The 20,324-nt window shown below is 47.7% G+C and carries 22 protein-coding genes and 2 tRNA genes; 21 read left to right on the top strand and 3 right to left on the bottom strand.

Annotated elements, in window-relative coordinates; genetic code table 11:
• The first annotated feature begins 15 nt into the window (after nucleotides 1-15).
• From fabD to nagZ, 13 genes are all read left to right on the top strand, one after another.
• Complete coding sequence (gene fabD / locus ICN49_RS02740) at nucleotides 16-951, top strand: ACP S-malonyltransferase (RefSeq protein ID WP_216165576.1); 936 nt, start codon at nucleotides 16-18, stop codon at nucleotides 949-951.
• A 27-nt stretch (nucleotides 952-978) separates the two neighbouring features.
• Nucleotides 979-1,722 carry a 3-oxoacyl-ACP reductase FabG gene (fabG, locus tag ICN49_RS02745; protein WP_216165577.1) on the top strand — a complete coding sequence of 248 codons (744 nt, stop codon included), beginning with the start codon at nucleotides 979-981 and terminating at the stop codon, nucleotides 1,720-1,722.
• A 103-nt stretch (nucleotides 1,723-1,825) separates the two neighbouring features.
• The gene (gene acpP, locus ICN49_RS02750) at nucleotides 1,826-2,065 is read left to right on the top strand and encodes an acyl carrier protein (RefSeq protein WP_215324024.1); all 240 of its coding nucleotides are present in this window, start codon (nucleotides 1,826-1,828) and stop codon (nucleotides 2,063-2,065) included.
• A gap of 32 nt (nucleotides 2,066-2,097) precedes the next feature.
• The gene (fabF, locus tag ICN49_RS02755; protein ID WP_216165579.1) at nucleotides 2,098-3,345 is read left to right on the top strand and encodes a beta-ketoacyl-ACP synthase II; all 1,248 of its coding nucleotides are present in this window, start codon (nucleotides 2,098-2,100) and stop codon (nucleotides 3,343-3,345) included.
• A gap of 52 nt (nucleotides 3,346-3,397) precedes the next feature.
• Nucleotides 3,398-4,846: a DegQ family serine endoprotease gene (locus ICN49_RS02760; RefSeq protein WP_216165581.1), complete on the top strand. Its 1,449-nt coding sequence runs from the start codon at nucleotides 3,398-3,400 to the stop codon at nucleotides 4,844-4,846.
• Between the two features lie 136 nt (nucleotides 4,847-4,982).
• Nucleotides 4,983-6,788 (top strand): translation elongation factor 4, encoded by a 1,806-nt coding sequence (lepA, locus tag ICN49_RS02765; RefSeq protein WP_216165783.1) that lies wholly within the window; start codon nucleotides 4,983-4,985, stop codon nucleotides 6,786-6,788.
• Entirely contained in the window at nucleotides 6,788-7,594 is an 807-nt protein-coding gene (lepB, locus tag ICN49_RS02770; protein ID WP_216165582.1) for a signal peptidase I, read from the top strand. The genes lepA and lepB overlap by 1 nt, the downstream gene beginning before the upstream one ends.
• Nucleotides 7,595-7,597: 3 nt before the next feature.
• Nucleotides 7,598-8,389, top strand: coding sequence for a ribonuclease III (rnc, locus tag ICN49_RS02775; protein WP_216165584.1), 792 nt, complete (start codon nucleotides 7,598-7,600; stop codon nucleotides 8,387-8,389).
• A gap of 44 nt (nucleotides 8,390-8,433) precedes the next feature.
• Nucleotides 8,434-9,330: a GTPase Era gene (era, locus tag ICN49_RS02780; protein ID WP_216861091.1), complete on the top strand. Its 897-nt coding sequence runs from the start codon at nucleotides 8,434-8,436 to the stop codon at nucleotides 9,328-9,330.
• Between the two features lie 5 nt (nucleotides 9,331-9,335).
• On the top strand, nucleotides 9,336-10,070 hold the full coding sequence (gene recO / locus ICN49_RS02785) for a DNA repair protein RecO (RefSeq protein ID WP_216165588.1): 735 nt from the start codon (nucleotides 9,336-9,338) through the stop codon (nucleotides 10,068-10,070).
• Between the two features lie 12 nt (nucleotides 10,071-10,082).
• The gene (gene pdxJ, locus ICN49_RS02790; protein WP_216165590.1) at nucleotides 10,083-10,826 is read left to right on the top strand and encodes a pyridoxine 5'-phosphate synthase; all 744 of its coding nucleotides are present in this window, start codon (nucleotides 10,083-10,085) and stop codon (nucleotides 10,824-10,826) included.
• A gap of 21 nt (nucleotides 10,827-10,847) precedes the next feature.
• A complete protein-coding gene (gene acpS, locus ICN49_RS02795; RefSeq protein WP_216165592.1) occupies nucleotides 10,848-11,240 on the top strand; it encodes a holo-ACP synthase in 393 nt (130 codons plus the stop codon).
• A gap of 45 nt (nucleotides 11,241-11,285) precedes the next feature.
• Entirely contained in the window at nucleotides 11,286-12,359 is a 1,074-nt protein-coding gene (nagZ, locus tag ICN49_RS02800; protein WP_216165594.1) for a beta-N-acetylhexosaminidase, read from the top strand.
• Between the two features lie 76 nt (nucleotides 12,360-12,435).
• Here the strand turns inward: nagZ and efp are convergent, their stop codons facing one another.
• Both efp and earP read right to left on the bottom strand, forming a co-directional pair.
• Entirely contained in the window at nucleotides 12,436-12,996 is a 561-nt protein-coding gene (gene efp / locus ICN49_RS02805) for an elongation factor P (RefSeq protein WP_216165596.1), read from the bottom strand.
• Between the two features lie 87 nt (nucleotides 12,997-13,083).
• Entirely contained in the window at nucleotides 13,084-14,154 is a 1,071-nt protein-coding gene (gene earP / locus ICN49_RS02810; RefSeq protein WP_216165597.1) for an elongation factor P maturation arginine rhamnosyltransferase EarP, read from the bottom strand.
• Here earP and uvrC point away from each other — a divergent pair.
• The 5 genes from uvrC (at nucleotide 14,153) to ICN49_RS02835 (ending at nucleotide 17,523) form a co-directional block, all read left to right on the top strand.
• Nucleotides 14,153-16,054, top strand: a complete 1,902-nt coding sequence (gene uvrC, locus ICN49_RS02815; RefSeq protein ID WP_216165599.1) for an excinuclease ABC subunit UvrC — start codon at nucleotides 14,153-14,155, stop codon at nucleotides 16,052-16,054. The two genes, earP and uvrC, sit on opposite strands and share 2 nt — an antisense overlap.
• A 23-nt stretch (nucleotides 16,055-16,077) precedes the next feature.
• Complete coding sequence (pgsA, locus tag ICN49_RS02820) at nucleotides 16,078-16,653, top strand: CDP-diacylglycerol--glycerol-3-phosphate 3-phosphatidyltransferase (protein WP_216165601.1); 576 nt, start codon at nucleotides 16,078-16,080, stop codon at nucleotides 16,651-16,653.
• Between the two features lie 126 nt (nucleotides 16,654-16,779).
• A tRNA-Gly gene (locus ICN49_RS02825) sits at nucleotides 16,780-16,855 on the top strand.
• A 49-nt stretch (nucleotides 16,856-16,904) separates the two neighbouring features.
• A tRNA-Cys gene (locus ICN49_RS02830) sits at nucleotides 16,905-16,978 on the top strand.
• Between the two features lie 86 nt (nucleotides 16,979-17,064).
• Nucleotides 17,065-17,523 carry a hypothetical protein gene (locus ICN49_RS02835; protein ID WP_216165603.1) on the top strand — a complete coding sequence of 153 codons (459 nt, stop codon included), beginning with the start codon at nucleotides 17,065-17,067 and terminating at the stop codon, nucleotides 17,521-17,523.
• Between the two features lie 90 nt (nucleotides 17,524-17,613).
• Here the strand turns inward: ICN49_RS02835 and lexA are convergent, their stop codons facing one another.
• A complete protein-coding gene (lexA, locus tag ICN49_RS02840; RefSeq protein ID WP_216165605.1) occupies nucleotides 17,614-18,333 on the bottom strand; it encodes a transcriptional repressor LexA in 720 nt (239 codons plus the stop codon).
• A gap of 62 nt (nucleotides 18,334-18,395) precedes the next feature.
• Here lexA and ICN49_RS02845 point away from each other — a divergent pair, with 62 nt between their 5' ends.
• From ICN49_RS02845 to priB, 3 genes are all read left to right on the top strand, one after another.
• Nucleotides 18,396-19,472: an asparaginase gene (locus ICN49_RS02845; RefSeq protein WP_216165607.1), complete on the top strand. Its 1,077-nt coding sequence runs from the start codon at nucleotides 18,396-18,398 to the stop codon at nucleotides 19,470-19,472.
• Nucleotides 19,473-19,595: 123 nt separating this feature from the next.
• Complete coding sequence (rpsF, locus tag ICN49_RS02850; RefSeq protein WP_216165608.1) at nucleotides 19,596-19,970, top strand: 30S ribosomal protein S6; 375 nt, start codon at nucleotides 19,596-19,598, stop codon at nucleotides 19,968-19,970.
• 59 nt (nucleotides 19,971-20,029) lie between these two features.
• Complete coding sequence (priB, locus tag ICN49_RS02855; protein WP_216165610.1) at nucleotides 20,030-20,323, top strand: primosomal replication protein N; 294 nt, start codon at nucleotides 20,030-20,032, stop codon at nucleotides 20,321-20,323.
• The last annotated feature ends 1 nt before the right edge of the window (nucleotide 20,324 follow it).

The following is a 20,324-nucleotide window of genomic DNA, read 5'->3' on the forward strand; positions in this document are numbered from 1 at the left end:
ACTAAACTTATTCTCATGACATTTGCATTCGTATTTCCAGGACAAGGCTCCCAATCAGTTGGGATGTTGAACTCTATAGCTGAACGTCCAGAGGTGCGCGCCACCTTGCAGGAGGCTTCCGAAGCCTTGGGTGAGGATGTCGCCAAGTTAATTGCAGAAGGTCCTGCTGAAGCCTTATCTCTGACAACGAATACACAGCCAGTGATGTTGACGGCGGGTGTTGCTTTCTATCGCGCCTGGTTGGCTGCTGGTGGTCCAGCGCCGAAGGTGTTAGCCGGTCATAGCTTAGGCGAGTACTCCGCTTTAGTGGCCGCTGGCGTGATCTCGTTTAAAGATGCCGTTCCTTTGGTGCGTTTTCGTGCAGAGGCAATGCAAACCGCTGTACCAGTCGGCACGGGCGGCATGGCCGCCATCTTGGGCTTAGATGATGCAAGCGTTATTCAGGTATGTGCAGAGGCGGCTGCTGCTTCGGGTGGTGTCGTTGAGGCGGTGAACTTTAACGCCCCTGGACAAGTGGTGATTGCTGGCTCAAGCGATGCTGTCACTAAAGCATGTGAGTTATTAAAAGCTGCTGGCGCAAAGCGTGCGCTGCCATTGCCTGTATCTGCACCTTTTCATTCTTCATTGTTACAACCAGCCTCAGAAAAACTCAAAGCTTACTTGGCTAATATTGAATTTAAGGTACCAAGCATCGCCGTAATTAATAACGTTGATGTAGTAATGTTGAATGATCCAGCTGCCATTAAAGATGCTTTAGTTCGCCAAGCCGCGAAACCAGTACGCTGGCATGAAACGATTCAGGCTATGGCTGCACAGGGTATTACGCAAGTGGTGGAATGTGGCCCGGGCAAAGTGTTGGCTGGTCTCACCAAGCGTATTAACGATCAAGTCACTGGTGTGCCAGTGTTTGATGAAGCAAGCTTGAATGAAGTGTTGGCAAGCTTCAAATAAAGAACAAAGTAAGAACGGAAGACAAATATGAATCTCGACCTCAGCGGACAAATTGCATTAGTTACGGGCGCATCGCGCGGTATCGGTCAGGCGATTGCCGACGAATTAGTGAAGTGTGGTGCCAAGGTGATTGGCACGGCCACTTCTGCTGACGGTGCAAAAGCCATCGACGAGCGTTTAAAGCCTTCGGGCGGCAGCGGTTTAGTGTTGAATGTCACTGCGCCAAATGCTTGTGAAGAAATCATTGATCGCATTGTGAAAGAACACGGCGGCATCAATATTTTGGTCAATAACGCTGGCATTACCCGTGATCAGTTGGCGATGCGCATGAAGGTGGACGAGTGGACAGATGTGATTGATACTAATTTGAGCGCTGTTTTCCGCTTATCTCAGGCCGTGATGCGACCAATGATGAAGGCGCGCGGCGGTCGCATTATCAATATCACCTCTATCGTTGGGCATATGGGTAACCCAGGGCAGGCTAACTATGCCGCTGCTAAAGCCGGTGTTTCTGGTATGACCCGTGCACTAGCCCGTGAAATCGGTAGCCGTAACATTACTGTGAACTGTGTAGCTCCAGGCTTTATTGACACCGATATGACCCGCGCTTTGAGCGAAGAGCAGCAAAATGCCCTAAAAGTGAACATTCCTTTGGCCAGACTGGGTAGCCCAGAAGATGTGGCCCAGGCGGTGGCATTTTTGGCCTCTCCAGCAGCCAGTTACATTACGGGTAATACCCTACATGTCAATGGCGGACTATATTTAGCCTAACGGCAAAGCAAGGATTTACTCATTTTTTGGCGGATTTTGCTGATTTGCTCCGCCATGCTGATAAAATCCTTCCATCGTTTTTTTACAACCCTTGGGGGAATTAATGGATAACATCGAACAACGCGTTAAGAAGATCGTCGCTGAGCAATTGGGCGTAGCAGAAGCAGATATCAAGAATGAATCTTCTTTTGTAAATGACCTAGGCGCAGACTCTCTTGACACTGTTGAGCTTGTAATGGCTTTAGAAGATGAATTTGGCATCGAAATCCCTGATGAAGAAGCCGAAAAGATCACTACCGTTCAGCTCGCGATCGACTTCGCTAAATCTAAAGCTCAGGGTTAATTCCCTAGTTTAGTAAATACTTAGCTATTACTGTGTCAGCATCAAATGGCCGACGCCGGGTTGTCATCACCGGCTTAGGCCTCATCTCACCTGTTGGTAATTCAGTTGATGTAGCTTGGTCTAATTTGCTCGCGGGCAAATCTGGCATTGCTACGATCACTAAATTTGACCACTCTCTGTTAAGCGTGCATTTCGCTGGAGAGGTGAAAGATTTCAATGTCGAAGAATATGTTTCTGCCAAAGAAGCGCGCCACATGGATACGTTTATCCACTATGGCATCGCTGCAGGCACGCAAGCTATTCGCGATAGCGGTATTCAGGTTACAGAAGAGAATGCAGAGCGTATTGGCGTAATGGTTGGCTCCGGTATTGGTGGCTTACCAATGATCGAGGAGACTGGCGCTGAGTTGTTAGCTCGTGGTCCTCGTCGTATTTCTCCTTTCTTTGTGCCTGGCTCAATCATTAATATGATTTCTGGCCATCTCAGCATTTTGTTTGGTCTCAAAGGACCAAACATCGCTGCTGTGACCGCTTGCACCACTGGTTTGCATAGTATTGGATTGGCGGCTCGCTTAATTCAGTACGGTGATGCTGATGTGATGGTAGCTGGTGGCGCCGAATCTACTATTTCTTCATTAGGTGTTGGCGGTTTTGCTTCGGCACGCGCTTTATCCACACGCAATGACGATCCTGCAACTGCCTCACGTCCTTGGGATATAGACCGCGATGGTTTTGTTTTGGGCGAGGGCGCTGGTGTTGTGGTGATTGAAGAATACGAACATGCAAAAGCTCGCGGTGCAAAAATTTACTGTGAGCTTTTGGGATTCGGCATGAGTGGCGATGCGTATCACATGACTGCCCCAAATATGGATGGTCCACGCCGTTGCATGTTGAATGCTATGCGCGATGCTGGCCTCAACGCCGAGCAAATTCAGTATGTCAATGCGCACGGTACTTCTACACCTTTGGGTGACAAGAATGAGACTGGCGCTATTAAAGCAGCCTTAGGCGATCACGCCAAGAAGGTTCTCGTTAACTCCACCAAGTCCATGACGGGCCACCTTTTAGGCGGTGCCGGCGGCTTGGAATCTGTTTTCACTATTCTGGCTTTACATAACCAGAAATCCCCACCAACGATCAATATCTTTAATCAAGACCCTGAATGCGACTTGGACTACTGCGCCAATACCGCTAGAGACGTGAAGATTGACCATGCCGTGAAAAACAACTTTGGTTTTGGGGGTACTAACGGCACCTTGATTTTTGGCAAACTGACCTAATATTAGTTTTATCTTTGATTTATTGGTTTTTGCTAGTTAGGTCTACAGCATCATGAAAAAGTATCTTATTGCCATCTTGGCTATTTTTAGCTTGGGTCAGCTCTCATTTATTCCGAGCGCATTTGCCGAAACGCCACGTGTGAGTATTCCGGACTTTGCAGACTTGGTTGAGCGTGCCAGTCCAGCCGTGGTTAATATTCGCACTACCGAAAAGGTGGCGGTTCAGCAAGCTCAGGGCGGGATTCCTGGTCTTCCTGATGATCAAGCAGAATTCTTTCGCCGCTTCTTTGGTGTACCTATTCCTGGCATACCTAATCAGCCAAAGCAATCACAACCAAATTCTGGCAAACCACAAGAGGCTGATCGTGGAGTAGGCTCTGGTTTTATTATTGACTCCAATGGTTTAGTCCTGACTAATGCGCACGTTGTAGAGGGTGCCACTACGATCTACGTCACTCTCACTGATAAGCGTGAGTTCAAAGCCAAGCTCCTTGGTATGGATAAACGTACTGATGTGGCAGTTGTCAAAATTGATGCGCGTGATTTGCCTAAATTACCGCTAGGCGATTCGTCTCGCGTCAGAGTGGGTGAGTGGGTTCTAGCCATTGGCTCACCTTTTGGTCTTGAGAATACGGTGACCGCAGGGATTGTTTCTGCCAAGAGTCGTGATACCGGTGACTACTTGCCATTCATTCAAACCGACGTTGCAGTCAATCCTGGTAACTCTGGTGGGCCTTTGTTAAATACAGCCGGTCAAGTCATTGGTATTAACTCTCAAATTTTTAGTCGCTCTGGTGGCTACATGGGAATTTCATTTGCGATTCCGATTGATGAGGCAATGCGTGTTGCTGATCAGTTGCGCTCCAACGGAAAAATGGTGCGTGGTCGTATTGGGGTGGCCTTGGGTGAGATGACTAAAGAGGTTGCCGAAAGTCTTGGTTTGGGTAAACCACGTGGGGCTTATGTTCGAAATGTTGAGCCTGGTGGCCCAGCTGCTACTGGCGGAATTGAATCTGGCGACGTGATTTTGAACTTCAATGGCCGTGACATTGCCAAATCGACAGATTTACCTAGAGTAGTTGGTGACACTAAGCCTGGTACCAGTGCCACGGTTCAGGTATGGCGCAAAGGTAGCACGAAGGACCTAACAGTTGTAGTTACCGATGGTGAGGCTGCTGTTGCGGGCGCTAAAAAGCCTGAGAGCCCAAACTCTAATGGCGGCAGTACTAATGCTTTTGGCGTTGCAGTCGTGGACGTCTCTGACGCCAAGAAAAAAGAGCTCAACATTCGGGGTGGTGTTGAGGTTACAGGCTTAAATGAGGGCCCCTTAGCGCGTTCAGGCGTTCGTCCTGGGGATGTCATTATTCGCATAGCGGATGCTGACATTACTGGGGTAAAGCAGTTTGAAGCCCTTGTAAAAGGCTTAGATGCCAATAAGGCTGTGCCGGTATTTGTACGTCGGGCCGATAGCACCCTGGTTATCCCGGTTAAGCCAAAATAAGCCCTTTTTAGGCTAAAAAAGAGGGTTCGGCGGCATTCGGGCGCCACCCATTACAATCCCTCTAAGACGACTTTTTGCAGCGCATCATTGTGGTGCGTTCTGACAAGGCGTTTTTTGAATGACCAATAAATACGCTATGGATTTAATCCGCAATTTTTCTATCATCGCCCATATCGATCACGGCAAATCTACGCTCGCAGATCGCATTATTCAGTTGTGCGGCGGACTTTCTGACCGTGAAATGGAAGCCCAAGTTCTTGATTCGATGGATATCGAACGTGAGCGTGGCATCACCATTAAGGCGCAAACAGCAGCCTTAAGTTATAAAGCCAAAGACGGCAAAACTTACAACATCAATTTGATTGACACCCCAGGGCACGTAGACTTTTCTTATGAGGTGAGTCGCTCACTGTCTGCTTGTGAAGGCGCGCTATTAGTAGTCGATGCAAGTCAGGGCGTTGAGGCGCAAACAGTTGCCAATTGCTACACCGCCATTGAGCTAGGGGTTGAAGTTGTTCCCGTACTCAATAAGATTGATTTGCCGCAAGCGGATCCTGAGCGCGCTAAACAAGAAATCGAAGATGTGATTGGCATTGATGCCAGTGATGCAATTACTTGTTCTGCTAAGACCGGTCTTGGCGTGACCGAAGTGATTGAAGAAATGATTCGTCGCATTCCGCCGCCAAAGGGAAGCGCTAGTGATCCGTTGCAAGCCCTGATCATCGACTCTTGGTTCGATAACTACGTGGGTGTGGTGATGTTAATCCGCGTGGTGAACGGCACTTTAAAGCCCAAAGATAAAATTTTATTAATGGCGAATGGCTCAACACATTTAGTTGAGCACGTTGGTGTATTTAGTCCGAAGTCGATTGATCGCCCAGAGCTGTCGGCTGGTCAAGTAGGCTTTGTGATTGCTGGCATCAAAGAGTTGAAAGCTGCAAAAGTGGGTGATACGGTTACCCATGCGCCCGGACAGCAAGGGCGCACACCTGCAGCTGCTCCCTTGCCAGGATTTAAAGAGGTGAAGTCACAGGTATTTGCTGGCCTTTATCCCGTTGAAGCTAGCGAGTACGATCAGTTGCGTGAATCACTTGAGAAATTAAAACTCAACGATGCATCACTGCTGTATGAGCCTGAGGTATCGCAAGCACTGGGATTCGGATTTCGCTGCGGCTTCTTGGGCCTGCTGCATATGGAGATCGTGCAAGAGCGCTTAGAGCGCCAGTACGACATGAACCTCATCACTACAGCGCCAACTGTGGTCTATCAGGTGGAGCAGTCAGATGGCACGATGATGATGGTGGATAACCCATCGAAGATGCCGGAGCCTAGCAAGATCGCTACCATTCTGGAACCGATCGTTACCGTTAACCTCTACATGCCGCAAGAGTATGTTGGCGCGATGATTACTTTGTGTGTTGGTAAGCGTGGTATTCAGACGGATATGAATTATTTAGGTCGCCAAGTAAAGCTGACCTATGAATTACCAATGGCCGAGATTGTGATGGATTTCTTTGACAGAATGAAATCCATATCACGTGGTTATGCCTCAATGGATTACGAGTTCAAAGAGTATCGTCCCGCCGATGTAGTGAAGGTCGATATTCTAATTAACGGTGAACGTGTTGATGCATTGTCGGTGATTGTTCATCGTAGCAATAGTCAGCATCGCGGGCGCGAGGTTGTGGCAAAAATGCGCGGCATTATTCCCCGCCAAATGTTTGATGTAGCTATTCAGGCAGCGATTGGCAGCAACATCGTGGCGCGTGAGAATGTGAAGGCATTACGTAAAAACGTGTTGGCCAAGTGCTATGGCGGCGATATCTCCCGTAAGCGCAAACTCTTAGAGAAGCAAAAAGAAGGTAAGAAACGCATGAAGCAGGTCGGTAACGTAGAGATTCCACAAGAGGCCTTCTTGGCTATTTTGCAGGTGGAGGGTTAATGAACTTCGCTCTGACCCTATTTGTTCTAGTGGTTGTTTCGGGCATCGCCTGGGTTGCTGACAAACTCTACTTTGCACCGCAAAGACGCATTGCCGGTATTGAGCGCATGCCGCTATGGCTAGAGTACTCGGCTAGTTTCTTCCCAGTGATTTGTGCAGTGTTTGTATTGCGCTCATTCTTGGTTGAGCCGTTTAAGATCCCTTCTGGCTCGATGATTCCAACGCTACAAATTGGTGATTTTATTTTGGTAAATAAGTTCACTTACGGGATTCGTTTACCAGTCATCAATAAGAAAGTAGTTGAATTAGGCTCACCTAAGCGTGGCGATGTTGTGGTGTTTCGCTATCCCCGTGATGAATCCGTTGATTACATCAAGCGCATTGTGGGTTTGCCAGGTGATGTTATTGAGTATCAAGATAAGCGCCTCACGATCAATGGTCAGCCCTTGGGTTACAGCGGCGGCGAAGCCTATCTCGATCCTGAGAGCATGCGTTATGCCAAAGAATTCACCGAGACCTTTCCAATTGATTTAGGCGCCAATAGTCACCAGATCCTGAATAATCCTGATCGTCCGGCCGGTAATTTTCCAGCGGAGCGTTTCCCAGGATTTGAGAACTGCCAATATCAAAATGCAGGTTTAATTTGCAAGATCCCAGCTGGTCATTACTTTGCTATGGGTGATAACCGTGATAACAGTGCGGATTCCCGTTTTTGGGGGTTTGTGCCAGACCAAAACATTGTGGGTAGAGCGTTTTTTGTTTGGCTCAACCTAGGTTCATTGAGTCGTATTGGTGGATTTCAGTAAATCATGAACGCGCGCACCGTTATCGATACTGCACCGCTACAAGAGCGGCTTGGGTATAGTTTTAAAAAGATTGAGCTCCTCAATCAGGCGTTGACGCATCGAAGCCATAGCAAGAAAAATAATGAGCGTTTGGAGTTTTTGGGCGATTCAATTCTTAATTGCGTTGTTGCGGATCTGCTTTACGAGCGCTACTCCGACTTAGATGAGGGTGATCTCTCTCGTGTGCGCGCGAACTTGGTTAAGCAACAGGCCTTATATGAGATTGCACAAACCCTATCTCTATCTGATTACTTGCGTTTAGGTGAAGGCGAGCTCAAGAGCGGCGGATTCCGCAGGCCTTCTATTTTGGCTGACACACTCGAAGCGGTTACTGGTGCCATCTTTTTAGATGGCGGCTTTGATGCTGCCAAGACTTGTTTGCGTAAACTGTATTCCGTTATTTTGTCGCAGGTCGACCCTAAGACCTTGGGTAAAGATGACAAAACGCTATTGCAAGAATGTTTACAAGGCTATCAACTACCTCTGCCAACTTATAACGTTACCGGCACCACTGGCGCTGCGCACAACCAACAATTTGAAGTTGAGTGCCTTATACCAAGCCATAAAGTGGCGGTAAAGGGTGAGGGTGCTTCGCGCCGTGCTGCTGAGCAAGCGGCTGCGAAGTTGGCTTTAATTGCAATGATGAAAGCTTTGCCACAAGAATCTCGCAAACCCAAGAAGACTCGGTCCGCCAAAAAGAAAGCGGCAAAGAAAGAAGTGACCGAAGAGCAGTTCAATCTTAAGCTGAAGGGCTAATCGTGTTTAGATGCGGCACTATCGCCATTGTTGGGCGTCCCAATATGGGCAAATCGACTTTACTGAACGCTTTAGTTGGTCAGAAGATCAGCATTACTTCACGCAAAGCCCAAACCACGCGCCATCGCATTCTGGGGATTCAGAATCGTGAAGAGGCGCAATTCATTTTCATTGATACGCCTGGTTTCCAGACCCGTCTCATGAACACCTTGAATAAAGCATTGAACCGCACAGTCACCACCGCATTGCAAGATGTCAATGTTGCTTGCTTTGTAGTAGAAGCCGGTTACTTTGGCGAGGATGATAAAAAGGTATTAAAGCTGTTGCCATCAGATCTACCAGTGGTGCTCGTGCTCAATAAGCTTGATTTATTTAATAGTCGTTTTCAGACGCCTTCGGAGCGTGACCAGGCGCTGCTCAATTTTATGAAGGATATGTCTGTACCGTGGAGCCAGCTTGGTGGCCACGAAGATCAGGACAAATGTGAGTTTGCTGAAATCGTGCCAATGAGCGCAAAGAGTCCTGCAGATGTGCAAAGATTGTTAGATGTCTTAGAGGGATATTTACCCGAAGGCGAGGCAATTTATGACGTCGATACCGTAACGGATCGTAGTGAGCGTTTCTTGGCTGCTGAGATTCTGCGTGAAAAAGTATTCCGCTTTACTGGTGAAGAGTTGCCTTACACCAGCACGGTAGTCATTGATCAGTTCAAGATGGATGGCAAGATGCGTCGCATTGCTGCAACCATTTTGGTCGATCGTGACAGCCACAAGGCGATGATTATTGGTGCAAAAGGCGAGCGCCTGAAAAAGATTTCTACAGATGCCCGTATCGATATGGAAAAACTATTTGATGGCAAGGTCTTCCTGGAGACTTGGGTCAAAGTGAAGCGTGGCTGGGCTGATGATCGTGCTGAACTTCGGGCGCAGGGTCTGGAGTAACGCTCATGGCCTCGATTCGTGTTGCTGACGAGCCTGCCTTTGTATTGCACAGCATCCCCTATAAAGAGACTAGCTTAATTCTGGATGTGTTTACGCGGCAATATGGCCGCATTGCCTTGATTGCTAAAGGCGCTAAGCGTCCACACTCTGTCTTACGCCCTGTTTTGCAACGCTTCCAGCCGCTACTCGTATCTTGGAGTGGTAAATCAGAACTCCGCACCCTCACTAAATCGGAGTGGGTTGGTGGCACACCCTCATTAGTCGGCGATGCTTTGCTTTGTGGTTTCTATCTCAATGAATTGTTGGTTAAATTTCTGGCGCGTGAAGATGATTACGAAAAACTTTACGATCGCTATACGGAAACTATCTCCGCTCTATCCAATCTAGAGTTTGAATCTAAAGGCTTAGAAGAAATCCTTCGACCGTTTGAGCTGTCCTTATTGCAAGAGACGGGTTATGCGGCAGCATTGGATCGATGTGTTGAGACTAATGAGCCTCCAGTGCTTGATCGACAGTATGTCTATCAGCCTGAGCGTGGCGTTCGACCATTGCAGGCAGATGATCCTGGCCATTGGCCTACTCTAGCGGGCAGATCTCTTTTAGCGATAGCGGTAGGGGATTTTTCTGATCCAGAGACACTCTCTGAGAGTAAGCAGCTCATGCGCTTCCTTTTGGGCTTGCACTTGCAAGATCAGGTTTTGACAACCCGTCAAATTTTGATTGATCTCAAGAAAATCTAGTAATCTACTCAAATGAGTCACTCTAAAGCCCTCGAGCTCGGCATCAATATTGATCACGTAGCGACATTGCGTAATGCGCGCGGGACGATTTACCCTGATCCTCTCAAAGCGGCACGTTTAGCCGAAGAAGCTGGGGCCGATTTAATCACTCTACATTTACGCGAAGACCGTCGTCATATAAAGGATGCGGATTTATTAGCGCTGCGCCCACTAATCAAAACGCGTATGAATCTCGAGTGTGCCGTAACACCAGAGATGCTGAATATTGCCTGTCAGGTTAAACCACATGATGTTTGTCTGGTCCCTGAGAAGCGTGAAGAGGTCACTACTGAAGGCGGCTTAGATGTAATAGGCCATTTTGCGGCCGTTAAAGCAGCTACCACGCAATTACAAAATGCGGGCATTCGGGTATCGCTATTTATTGACCCAGAAGAAAAGCAAATTCAGGCGGCTAAGGATGTTGGTGCCACCGTGGTGGAATTACATACTGGCCGTTACGCAGATCTAGATGGCGATGCTCAAGTACAAGAGTTGGAGCGCATTAAAAAAGCTGCACAGTTCGGCGTCAACATTGGCCTCAGAGTCAATGCAGGGCATGGCTTACATGAAGGCAATGTATTGCCGATAGCTGCCATTGCTGAATTATCTGAGCTCAATATTGGACATGCCATTGTTGCTGAAGCCTTGTTCAAGGGTTGGCAAAAAGCCATTGTGGATATGAAGGCTCTTATGGTTCAGGGCAGAGCAAAGTCCTAGAATATTTAAAGCAGATAAAAAATGATCATTGGCATTGGTACAGACATCCTGCAAATCGAGCGCTTACAAGCAGCTTATGACCGCACCAATGGTCGCTTAGCAGAGAGAATTCTGGGTCCCGATGAGATGCTGGTCTTTAAGCATCGTCTTGCCAGAAATCATAAGCGGGGGATTGCATTCTTGGCAACGCGTTTTGCGGCTAAGGAAGCTTTTTCGAAAGCCATTGGCTTGGGTATGCGCATGCCCATGACCTGGCGCTCTTTGCAGACATTGAATGAACCCAGCGGTAAACCTGTCACTTCCTATTTGGGGGCACTAGCGCTATTTATGCAAGAGAAAAACTGGGAAGCTCAGGTAACAGTGAGTGACGAGCAGGATATGGCAATAGCTCATGTCATCGTCGTTCAGAAGTAAGTGCAAAATTAAATCAGATCTAAAAAGAGAAATAACGGGGAAGAGATGAGTAAGTCAACCATGAACCCGGGCCCGATTACATTGGATGTCGTTGGTCTTGAGTTAAGCGCCGAAGATCGCCGTCGTATTTTGCATCCGCTAACGGGCGGCGTCATCTTGTTTGGCCGTAACTTTTCCAATCGTAAGCAACTTACCAAGTTAAGCTCTGAGATTAAAAAGCTTCGCTCCGACGTATTGATTTCGATTGATCATGAGGGCGGCAGAGTGCAGCGCTGCAGGACCGATGGCTTCACCCATCTCCCAGCGATGCGTAAATTGGGCGAACTCTGGGCGGCTAAAAGTGCATCCACGCATGCCGCTGAATCAGCAGCGCTCGCAATGGCTGCAGCCACTGCTTGTGGCTACGTTCTAGCTTCTGAGTTACGCGCCTGTGGTATCGACTTTAGTTTTACACCTGTACTCGATTTGGATTTTGGTCGCAGTGGTGTGATTGGTGATCGTTCTTTTAGTCGTGACCCACAAATTGTTTTTGCTCTGGCAAAGAGTCTGAATGAAGGTTTACGTTTGGCGGGTATGGCTAACTGCGGCAAACACTTCCCAGGGCATGGTTGGGCTGAGGCGGATTCTCATGTGGCTATTCCAGTAGATGAGCGGTCCTTGGCAGAAATTCTCAATGATGATGCTAAACCTTATGAGTGGTTGGATCTGAGTTTGGCAGCGGTAATGCCGGCGCATGTGATCTATCCAAAAGTGGATGCGTTGCCGGCAGGTTTTTCTAAGATCTGGCTACATTCAGTACTACGTCAAGAATTAGGCTTCGAAGGGGTGATCTTTAGTGATGACCTCTCGATGGAGGGGGCAAGTGTTGCCGGGTCTGTAGTGAAGGGTGCTGAACTTGCACTCGAGGCAGGTTGCGATGCCGTCTTAATTTGCAATCGTCCTGACCTTGCTGATCAGCTGCTCTCAAAGCTCAAGGCATCCAAAGCCAAGCAAGCTCAGTCAGCTACTCGTTTGAATCGCCTAATGCCCCAAGCGCCAGCATTCCCTTGGGATACTCTTCAGAATGAAGTGGAGTATCAGCATGCTAAAGGGCTACTACAACAACTGAAATTGATTTAATAATTAAAAAGCCCGGCATGCCGGGCTTTTTAATATCAACGCAATAAGATCAACGCTAGGTTAACTGTATAGATTCTTAGTTAGCGCGGCTGCGGTATTCGCCAGTGCGTGTGTCGATTTCAATCTTGTCACCAGTGTTGCAGAACAAAGGCACTTGCAGTTCATAGCCAGTTGCCAATTTTGCATTCTTCAACACTTTACCGGAGCTGGTGTCGCCTTTAACTGCTGGCTCTGTGTAAATGATTTCACGAACTAAAGAGTTTGGCATTGCTACTGAGAGTGCTTTACCTTCGTAGAACACCACTTCACATGGCATGCTTTCTTCGAGGTAGTTCAGTGCGTCACCCATGAATTCTGCTTCTACTTCATATTGGTTGTATTCGGTATCCATAAATACATACATTGGGTCAGCGAAATAGGAGTAGGTGCAATCTTTCTTGTCGAGGATCACCACATCAAACTTGTCATCGGCTTTGTAAACACCTTCGTTAGGTGCGCCTGTTAACAAATTCTTAAATTTCATTTTCACAACAGAGGAGTTACGGCCTGAGCGGCTATATTCGGCTTTCAAAACGACCATGGCATCGGTGCCGATCATTACTACGTTACCAACGCGAAGTTCTTGTGCTGTTTTCATCTTGCTATTCCTGGGTGCAGAGCTGAATTTCTGCGGGTTTTATCAAAGACAAGATTGTAACCGCCCGGAGGCCTTTTTCGTTCAGGCTTAGGCTACAAAGCGCATGAGACGGGCTGCCAAGCCCCCATCAGCGTGTTTTTCCAGTAAATGTCCGCGCCAGGCCTTTGAATGGAGCTTCCAGGCATCCAAAGACTTAAGCCACTCTTGAGGCATCGCCCAGGTCATCGCCGCGATAGAGGCGGTTTTAAGGTCTTGGCTAGCCGACTCTAAGTAGAGATCCAGAAAGGCCGCTAATTTCACTTGATGCGCACCATCATCTTGAGGGTAGATATGCCAAAGGAATGGTTTTCCAGCTAGCTGAGCACGTACAAAAGAATCTTCGCCACGTACGATATTGAAATCACATTGTGAAAGTAGCCAGTCATATTCATCTTGTGTCACAAATGGAATAGGCAGTAATTGAATGGTTTCTGGGAGTTGGATTTGCTGTCCAGTGTTAATGCCAAGTAATTCAGTCTGACCGTGTGTCAAAACGATATCGTAGTCTCCCCCGGTTGAGTCAAGATCTTCTAGCCATTTTCTTAGTGGCGCACCCGGGTAACAAAAGATGCTGATCCGTTTGGCATTGGTGCGCAGTTTTGACCAAGTGGCCTCCAGGGCTGCGGGCACTTGCTTTGCAAGCACCGTTGACTCTTCTGGAATAGGGTCTAACAGAAGGCCACCTGAATTCTCTTGGAAGCCCGGGAAGAAAAAGTATTTTGGAATGCCATGTGCTTGTGGTGAAGCCTTTGCATGAAACTCCGTAATCCACGGCTCAGCACTCAAATACTCTAAGTTAATGATGATGGGTTTTTTTGGGGCAATCAGTAAGCCGGCAAGATATCTATCTGGCAGAGTGCAAGCAAAGGCTTCAATGACAACATCCGGCGCCTGAACAGGATGTCGTGCATTATTCAAGCTAGCTTCCCAAGGCAGAAGATCGATTCTGTGTTTAACGGATTGATCTACGCCCGAAGCGAGTAAATTGAGGGTTGGCAGGTCATCACAAAAGATGCGGACATCTTGACCATGAAGACTTGATAAGCTTCGGGCTAGACGCCAGCAAACACCGGCATCACCATAGTTGTCTACGATTTGGCAGAAAATATCCCAACGCATGAGTAATTCGCTTTTTCAGAACCTTCAGCAAGACGTTAAACGGCTTCCCGGATTGCCGGGGGTATATCGCTTTTTTGACGAAGCGGGACAGATTCTATATGTAGGCAAAGCCCGCAACCTCAAAAAGCGCGTTTCTAGTTATTTCCAGCGCACGCAACTTTCACCGCGGATTGCGCTGATGGTGGGAAAAATTGCTCGCTATGAAACAACAGTAACACGGACCGAAACAGAGGCGCTGATTCTAGAGAACAATCTCATTAAAGAATTAGCCCCGCCTTTTAATATCCTATTTCGTGATGACAAGTCTTATCCCTATGTCATGCTCACCGGCCATGAATATCCCCGCCTCGCCTCCTATCGTGGCAAAGTGGATAAACGTCATCATTACTTTGGCCCATTTCCAAATTCATGGGCAGTCCGCAACAGTGTGCAAATTTTGCAAAGGGTGTTTCGACTGAGAACTTGTGAAGACTCGGTCTTTAAGAATCGTAGTCGCCCTTGCTTGCTACACCAGATTCATCGCTGTAGTGCCCCTTGCGTCGGACGTTTAAGCTCTGCGCAGTATGGTCAAGATGTTGCGCAAGCCACGCGATTTTTAGAGGGTGACCATAGTCGAGTCTTGACTGAGCTTGAAAAAGAAATGCAATTACATAGCGAGGCAATGGAGTTTGAAATGGCTGCGGTATTGCGCGATCGCATCGCAGACCTATCGAGTGTTCTACAGCAGCAGTCCATGGATACAGTTGCTGAAGGCGAGGGAGATGTCGACATCATTGCTGTTGCACAGATGGAAGGCATGATCTGCGTCAATTTGGCGATGGTCCGCGGTGGTCGCCATTTGGGTGATCGAGCGTATTTCCCTAAAGGTCGACAAGCCTCTGGCGATTTGCTTACGCCTGCGGAAATCTTAGAGGCATTTATTACACAACATTATTTGGATGATCTTGCTGAAGGTGAGTCCGCATCTGCCCATTTAATACCGTCAGTATTGATTCTGAATCATCCTCTGCAGTCTTCGCTTGATGAAGGTGAGAGCTCGCCAGAAGATCTACAAGAGTTGATCAATCTACAGGCTGGCAGAAAAATTACTTTCTTACATCAGCCTCAAGGCCAAAGGCGCCATTGGTTGGGGATGGCAGAGGGCAATGCCAAGATTGCTTTAACAAAACGACTGGTCGAGACTGGTGGTCAGCTAGCTAGGGCAAGGGCCTTGGCTGACGTTCTGAGTCTGGAGCTGGAAAGCTTAGAACAGTTACGCATCGAATGTTTTGATATTAGCCACACTTCTGGAGAGGCGACTCAAGCTTCTTGCGTGGTGTATGCAAAGAATGCAATGCAATCGAGTGAGTATCGACGCTTCAATATCAATGACATTACCCCCGGTGATGACTACGCAGCAATGCGGCAAGTATTGCAACGACGGTATGCCAACTACCAAGAGTTACCTGCAGAAAAAATGCCACAAGTGATTTTGGTTGACGGTGGCAAAGGCCAGGTTGAGATGGCTCGGCAAGTCCTTTCTGAGTTTGGTATGGATATCAGCTTGATCGTGGGTGTTGCTAAGGGCGAGGGGCGCAAAGTTGGCTTAGAGACTTTGATATTTGCTGATGGGCGAGAGGCTTTAGAGCTTGGGATTGATAGTGCAGCGCTTTTACTGGTTGCCCAGATTCGAGATGAGGCGCATCGCTTTGCGATTACTGGTATGCGTGCCAAACGCGCTAAGGCGAGGACAATTTCTCGTTTAGAGGAAATTGAGGGTATTGGCGCCAAAAGACGTCAAAAGCTCTTGGCTAGATTTGGAGGGCTGCGTGGTGTATCCAATGCCAGTATTGAAGAGATTGCTAGCGTAGAAGGCATTTCAACGACGCTCGCAGAGCAAATTTACCGACAGCTTCATTAAGCCCATTGGGGTATGCTTACGCTATGCCATTCAATTTACCCATAGCCCTGACCTGGTTGCGTGTTGCAGTCATTCCGTTGATGGTGGCAATCTTTTATCTTCCGAATACTTGGCTGACGCCTTTTGAGCAAAACCTTTTTGCCACCATCCTCTTTGTATTTGCTGCAGTAACGGATTGGTTGGATGGTTTCTTGGCGCGTCGCATGAAGCAAGAATCTGCTTTTGGCCAGTTCTTGGATCCTGTGGCGGATAAGTTAATCGTCGCCGCTGCACTGTTGGTATTGCTCAATATGGATCGTGTGCAAGTGTGGGTTGCGCTGGTGATCATTGGTCGAGAAATCACGATCTCTGCGTTAAGAGAATGGATGGCATTGCTGGGCGCCGGAAAAAGCGTGGCAGTCAATATGATCGGTAAATTAAAAACGACGGCACAGCTTGTTGCTATTCCTTTTTTACTTCTGAATGACACTTTATTTGGCTGGTTAGATTGCGCTCGAGTCGGTACTTGGTTAATTTGGGGGGCATCGTTTTTGACTCTGTGGTCGATGTTTTATTACCTACAAAAGGCTTTACCTCAGTTGGCTGGTAAGGTCGACTAAACACCTTCGTCAGGCTTGAACCTAGGCCACATATAGCTTCGGTGTTTATTTGATCAGCACGCATTCTTCCTGGTTACGGGAAAAATGCTTTCTTTTGAATTGTTTGTTAAACTATCGCCCTGTTATGCGGGAATAGCTCAGCTGGTAGAGCGATACCTTGCCAAGGTATAGGTCGGGAGTTCGAACCTCCTTTCCCGCTCCAAGTTCGATGGGAAGCCCTAAAAAGCTTCCCATTTTTGATTCAGGCATATGGCGCGTTGGCCGAGTGGTTAGGCAGGAGCCTGCAAAGCTTCGTACGGGGGTTCGATTCCCTCACGCGCCTCCAGATAATTCTGTGAGTGCATTCCTTAATTGCTTGACGAATCGGGGGCTTCCCCTAAAATGTTCTCATTAAGTAGCCCGGTGAAAATAATGAATATTTTTTTAATTTCCAGATACATTGCTTTAGCTGCCATGGTGGCGCTATTGGGAGCTTGTGCCACTTCAGGTGACGCGCCAACTGGCACGCCTAATGAGATTCAAGAGACTCAAGCTCAGTTGCTAGGCGACATGCCTTTACCTGCGGCTTCTAAAATTATCGGCTCCGAATCATTAATCATTGGTCGTGGTGATAACTGGGTTGGACGCGTAGTTCTTTCAGGTGTGCAATCTCCAACAGATATTTATGCCTTCTTCCAATCTGAATATCCAAGAGCCGGCTGGACAACTATTAGTGCTGTTAAATCTAAAACAAGTATTTTGGTTTTCACTAAAGGCGATCGCACTTCTACCGTTGAATTAAATGAAGGTCCATTAACTGGACCAAAAACGTTGATCACGATTACCTCATCCCCTAAGAATGCGAACGTAGTTGCTCCAAGCAAGAAATAATTTGGCGCAACAAAGGCTACAAGATTTTTAGATATACAGAAATAAAAAAAGACCTCTACTGAGGCCTTTTTCTTTTGTGCTCTGGCTTACTTACAAGCCGCCAGCCCTGATAAGACCTACAGCCTGACCTTCGACTGCGAAGTTGGCTTGCCTGCCATCAACGAGGATGTTCTTGAAGTCAGGATTTTCAGCTTGCAATTCGATCACTAAGCCATTAGGGGTTTTTGTTTGATTCCAGCGCTTTACTGTGACTTCATCATCTAAGCGAGCAACAACGATGTCGCCATTGCGCACTTCAGTCGTTTTTTTCACAGCCAAATAATCACCATCCAAAATGCCCGCATCGCGCATACTCATACCGACTACTTTTAATAGGTAATCTGCACCCTTGCTAAATAAGCTCGGATCAATTGGAACTTGTTTTTCAATATGCTCAACTGCCATGATGGGTGAGCCAGCAGCAACTCTACCAATGAGTGGAAGGGTGAGTTGTTGTAGTGCGCCAGAAGGCAAAGACATCTGACGATATTTATTTTGGTTGTGTGATTGATTGAATCTCTGTGGAATCCGAATGCCACGCGAGGTTCCTGGTGTGAGTTCGATATATCCCTTTTTGGCAAGTGCGCGAAGATGCTCTTCTGCAGCGTTGGCAGATGCAAATCCAAGTTTGGTAGCGATTTCTGCGCGAGTAGGGGGTAGGCCACTATCGCCAATGGCGTTGGTAATTAAATCCAAGATCTCACTTTGACGGGCGGTGAGTTTCGGGAGGGCAGCCAGCTCCTCAATAAAATCGACTGTATTTATGTCCATACTGGGATTGTATACAGCTTTTTTGGCATTTCAAGAACTTTTCTGGCGGTAGATAATGGCTTATGAGCTCAATCGACTTAAAAGCAACACAATCCCCTCATATTTTGGTTCTGGGGATGGGTGGGACCATTGCCGGTCTGGCCGGTGAGCCAGATAGCAAGCCCCTGCAATATCAGTCTGGTCAGGTCGGTGTTGAGCGCTTGCTAAAGCAAGTTCAGGCTGCCGTTCCAGGCGAGCTAAAACTGGTTTCAGTACAGCTTGCTAACGCTGATAGTCGCAATCTGAGTGAGTTACTCCTAACCCAGCTCGGCAATGCCGTTATGGCTGCCTTGGACAATGTGGCTGTGCAGGGTATTGTGATCACTCATGGCACAGATACGATTGAGGAGACAGGGATATTTCTTCAGGCAACCTGTGGCAAGGCTGCTGAGACATTGGGTAAGAGGGTGGTTCTGACGGGTGCCATGCTGCCCAGTAATGCTCCTGGGGCTGATGGCCCAAATAATCTCTTGGGCGCCATTCGGTGGGCCTCTACCCCTCTTGAAAATTGTCCGGGGGGTATTTATGGCGTATTCGCGGGCAAGGTTTGCATGGCCAAAGACTTAGCTAAGCGCCATAGCACAGCATTAAATGCGCCTTTAATGGATTCTCCAGCGAGTCCCATTGGCTTAATCAACCCATCTTGGTTGTTTGGTGTCAAAGCTGTTGAGGCGGCTTGGGGCGAGGATTTGCCAATCCCACAAGAGGGTGAGTGGCCGTGGGTGGACATTCTGACGAGTCATGCAGGCGCTCGCGCTGAGACGATTACCCATTACTTAGGCACCAAGGTCGATGGCTTAGTTCTTGCTGGCTCTGGGATGGGTGGCTTTCATGATGCCTGGAAAGCGCCCTTAGAGGATGCCATGTCTAGAGGCATAGCGCTAGTCAGAACCAGTAGAACCGGGGCCGGCTTGGTATTGGCAGACATTCCCGAAAAAGATCAGTTTGGATGCATGGCTTCAGGCAGTCTTTCTGCGCCCAGAGCACGAATTGCTCTCCAGTTGGCTTTAAATGCAGCAAAACAGGCAAACTTAGTTGGTAAACCCCTGACTTGGCAGGATTTTTTTGCTAGAATAGCGGACTTACCTGAAATTCGGTAAGCGTTTAAATGTGTTGTAAGTTTTACCTACAATTTGTTACTACCTTGTCACACTGGCGCTAACTTCAAAAACCATCGGAAGTTAGCAAGACGCCCAGGTGACTCAATCCTTAAGGAGTGTTAGATGCGTCATTATGAAATCGTCTTTATCGTCCATCCGGACCAAAGCGAGCAAGTGCCAGCGATGATCGATCGTTACAAAGCTACATTAGCAGCTGCGGGCGGCAAAGTTCATCGTATTGAAGATTGGGGTCGTCGTCAGATGGCTTACATGATCGACAAGCTTGCTAAAGCCCACTACGTTTGCATGAACATTGAGTGCGACCAGAAAACTCTGGAAGAGCTCGAGCATGCGTTCAAATTTAACGATGCTGTTTTGCGTCACCTCATCATCAAGACAAAGAAAGCTGAATCAGAGCCTTCCATCATGATGAAAGAAGTGCAACGTGAAGAAGCGCGCAAATCAGCTCAAGTTGACGCTCCTGTAGCGGCAGCCTAAGTTAGAAATTTGAAGAGGAATACAGAGAATAGAAAACGTATCAGAGTGACGGAGCGGCGTTGAATCATTTCACCCTAACTGCATTCTTGGTATCTAAAGACGCGATTCGATTTACACCTGCAGGAATACCGGTGATGCATTGCCAGCTAGAACATAGCGGTGACGTAAACGAGGTAGGAGTGGCAAGGAAAATCCAGATGAGTGTTGAAGCCATAGCAATTGGCCCGATTCAAAAGGGCTTAGAGCAAATGGATTTAGGAACCGAGGCAGTGTTTGAAGGATTCTTGGCAGCAAAGACTCTACGTAATCAAAGACTTGTTTTCCATATCACCCATATTCAATTGAAAAATTAAA

It is taken from the genome of Polynucleobacter finlandensis (assembly GCF_018881755.1).
Taxonomy (GTDB): domain Bacteria; phylum Pseudomonadota; class Gammaproteobacteria; order Burkholderiales; family Burkholderiaceae; genus Polynucleobacter; species Polynucleobacter finlandensis.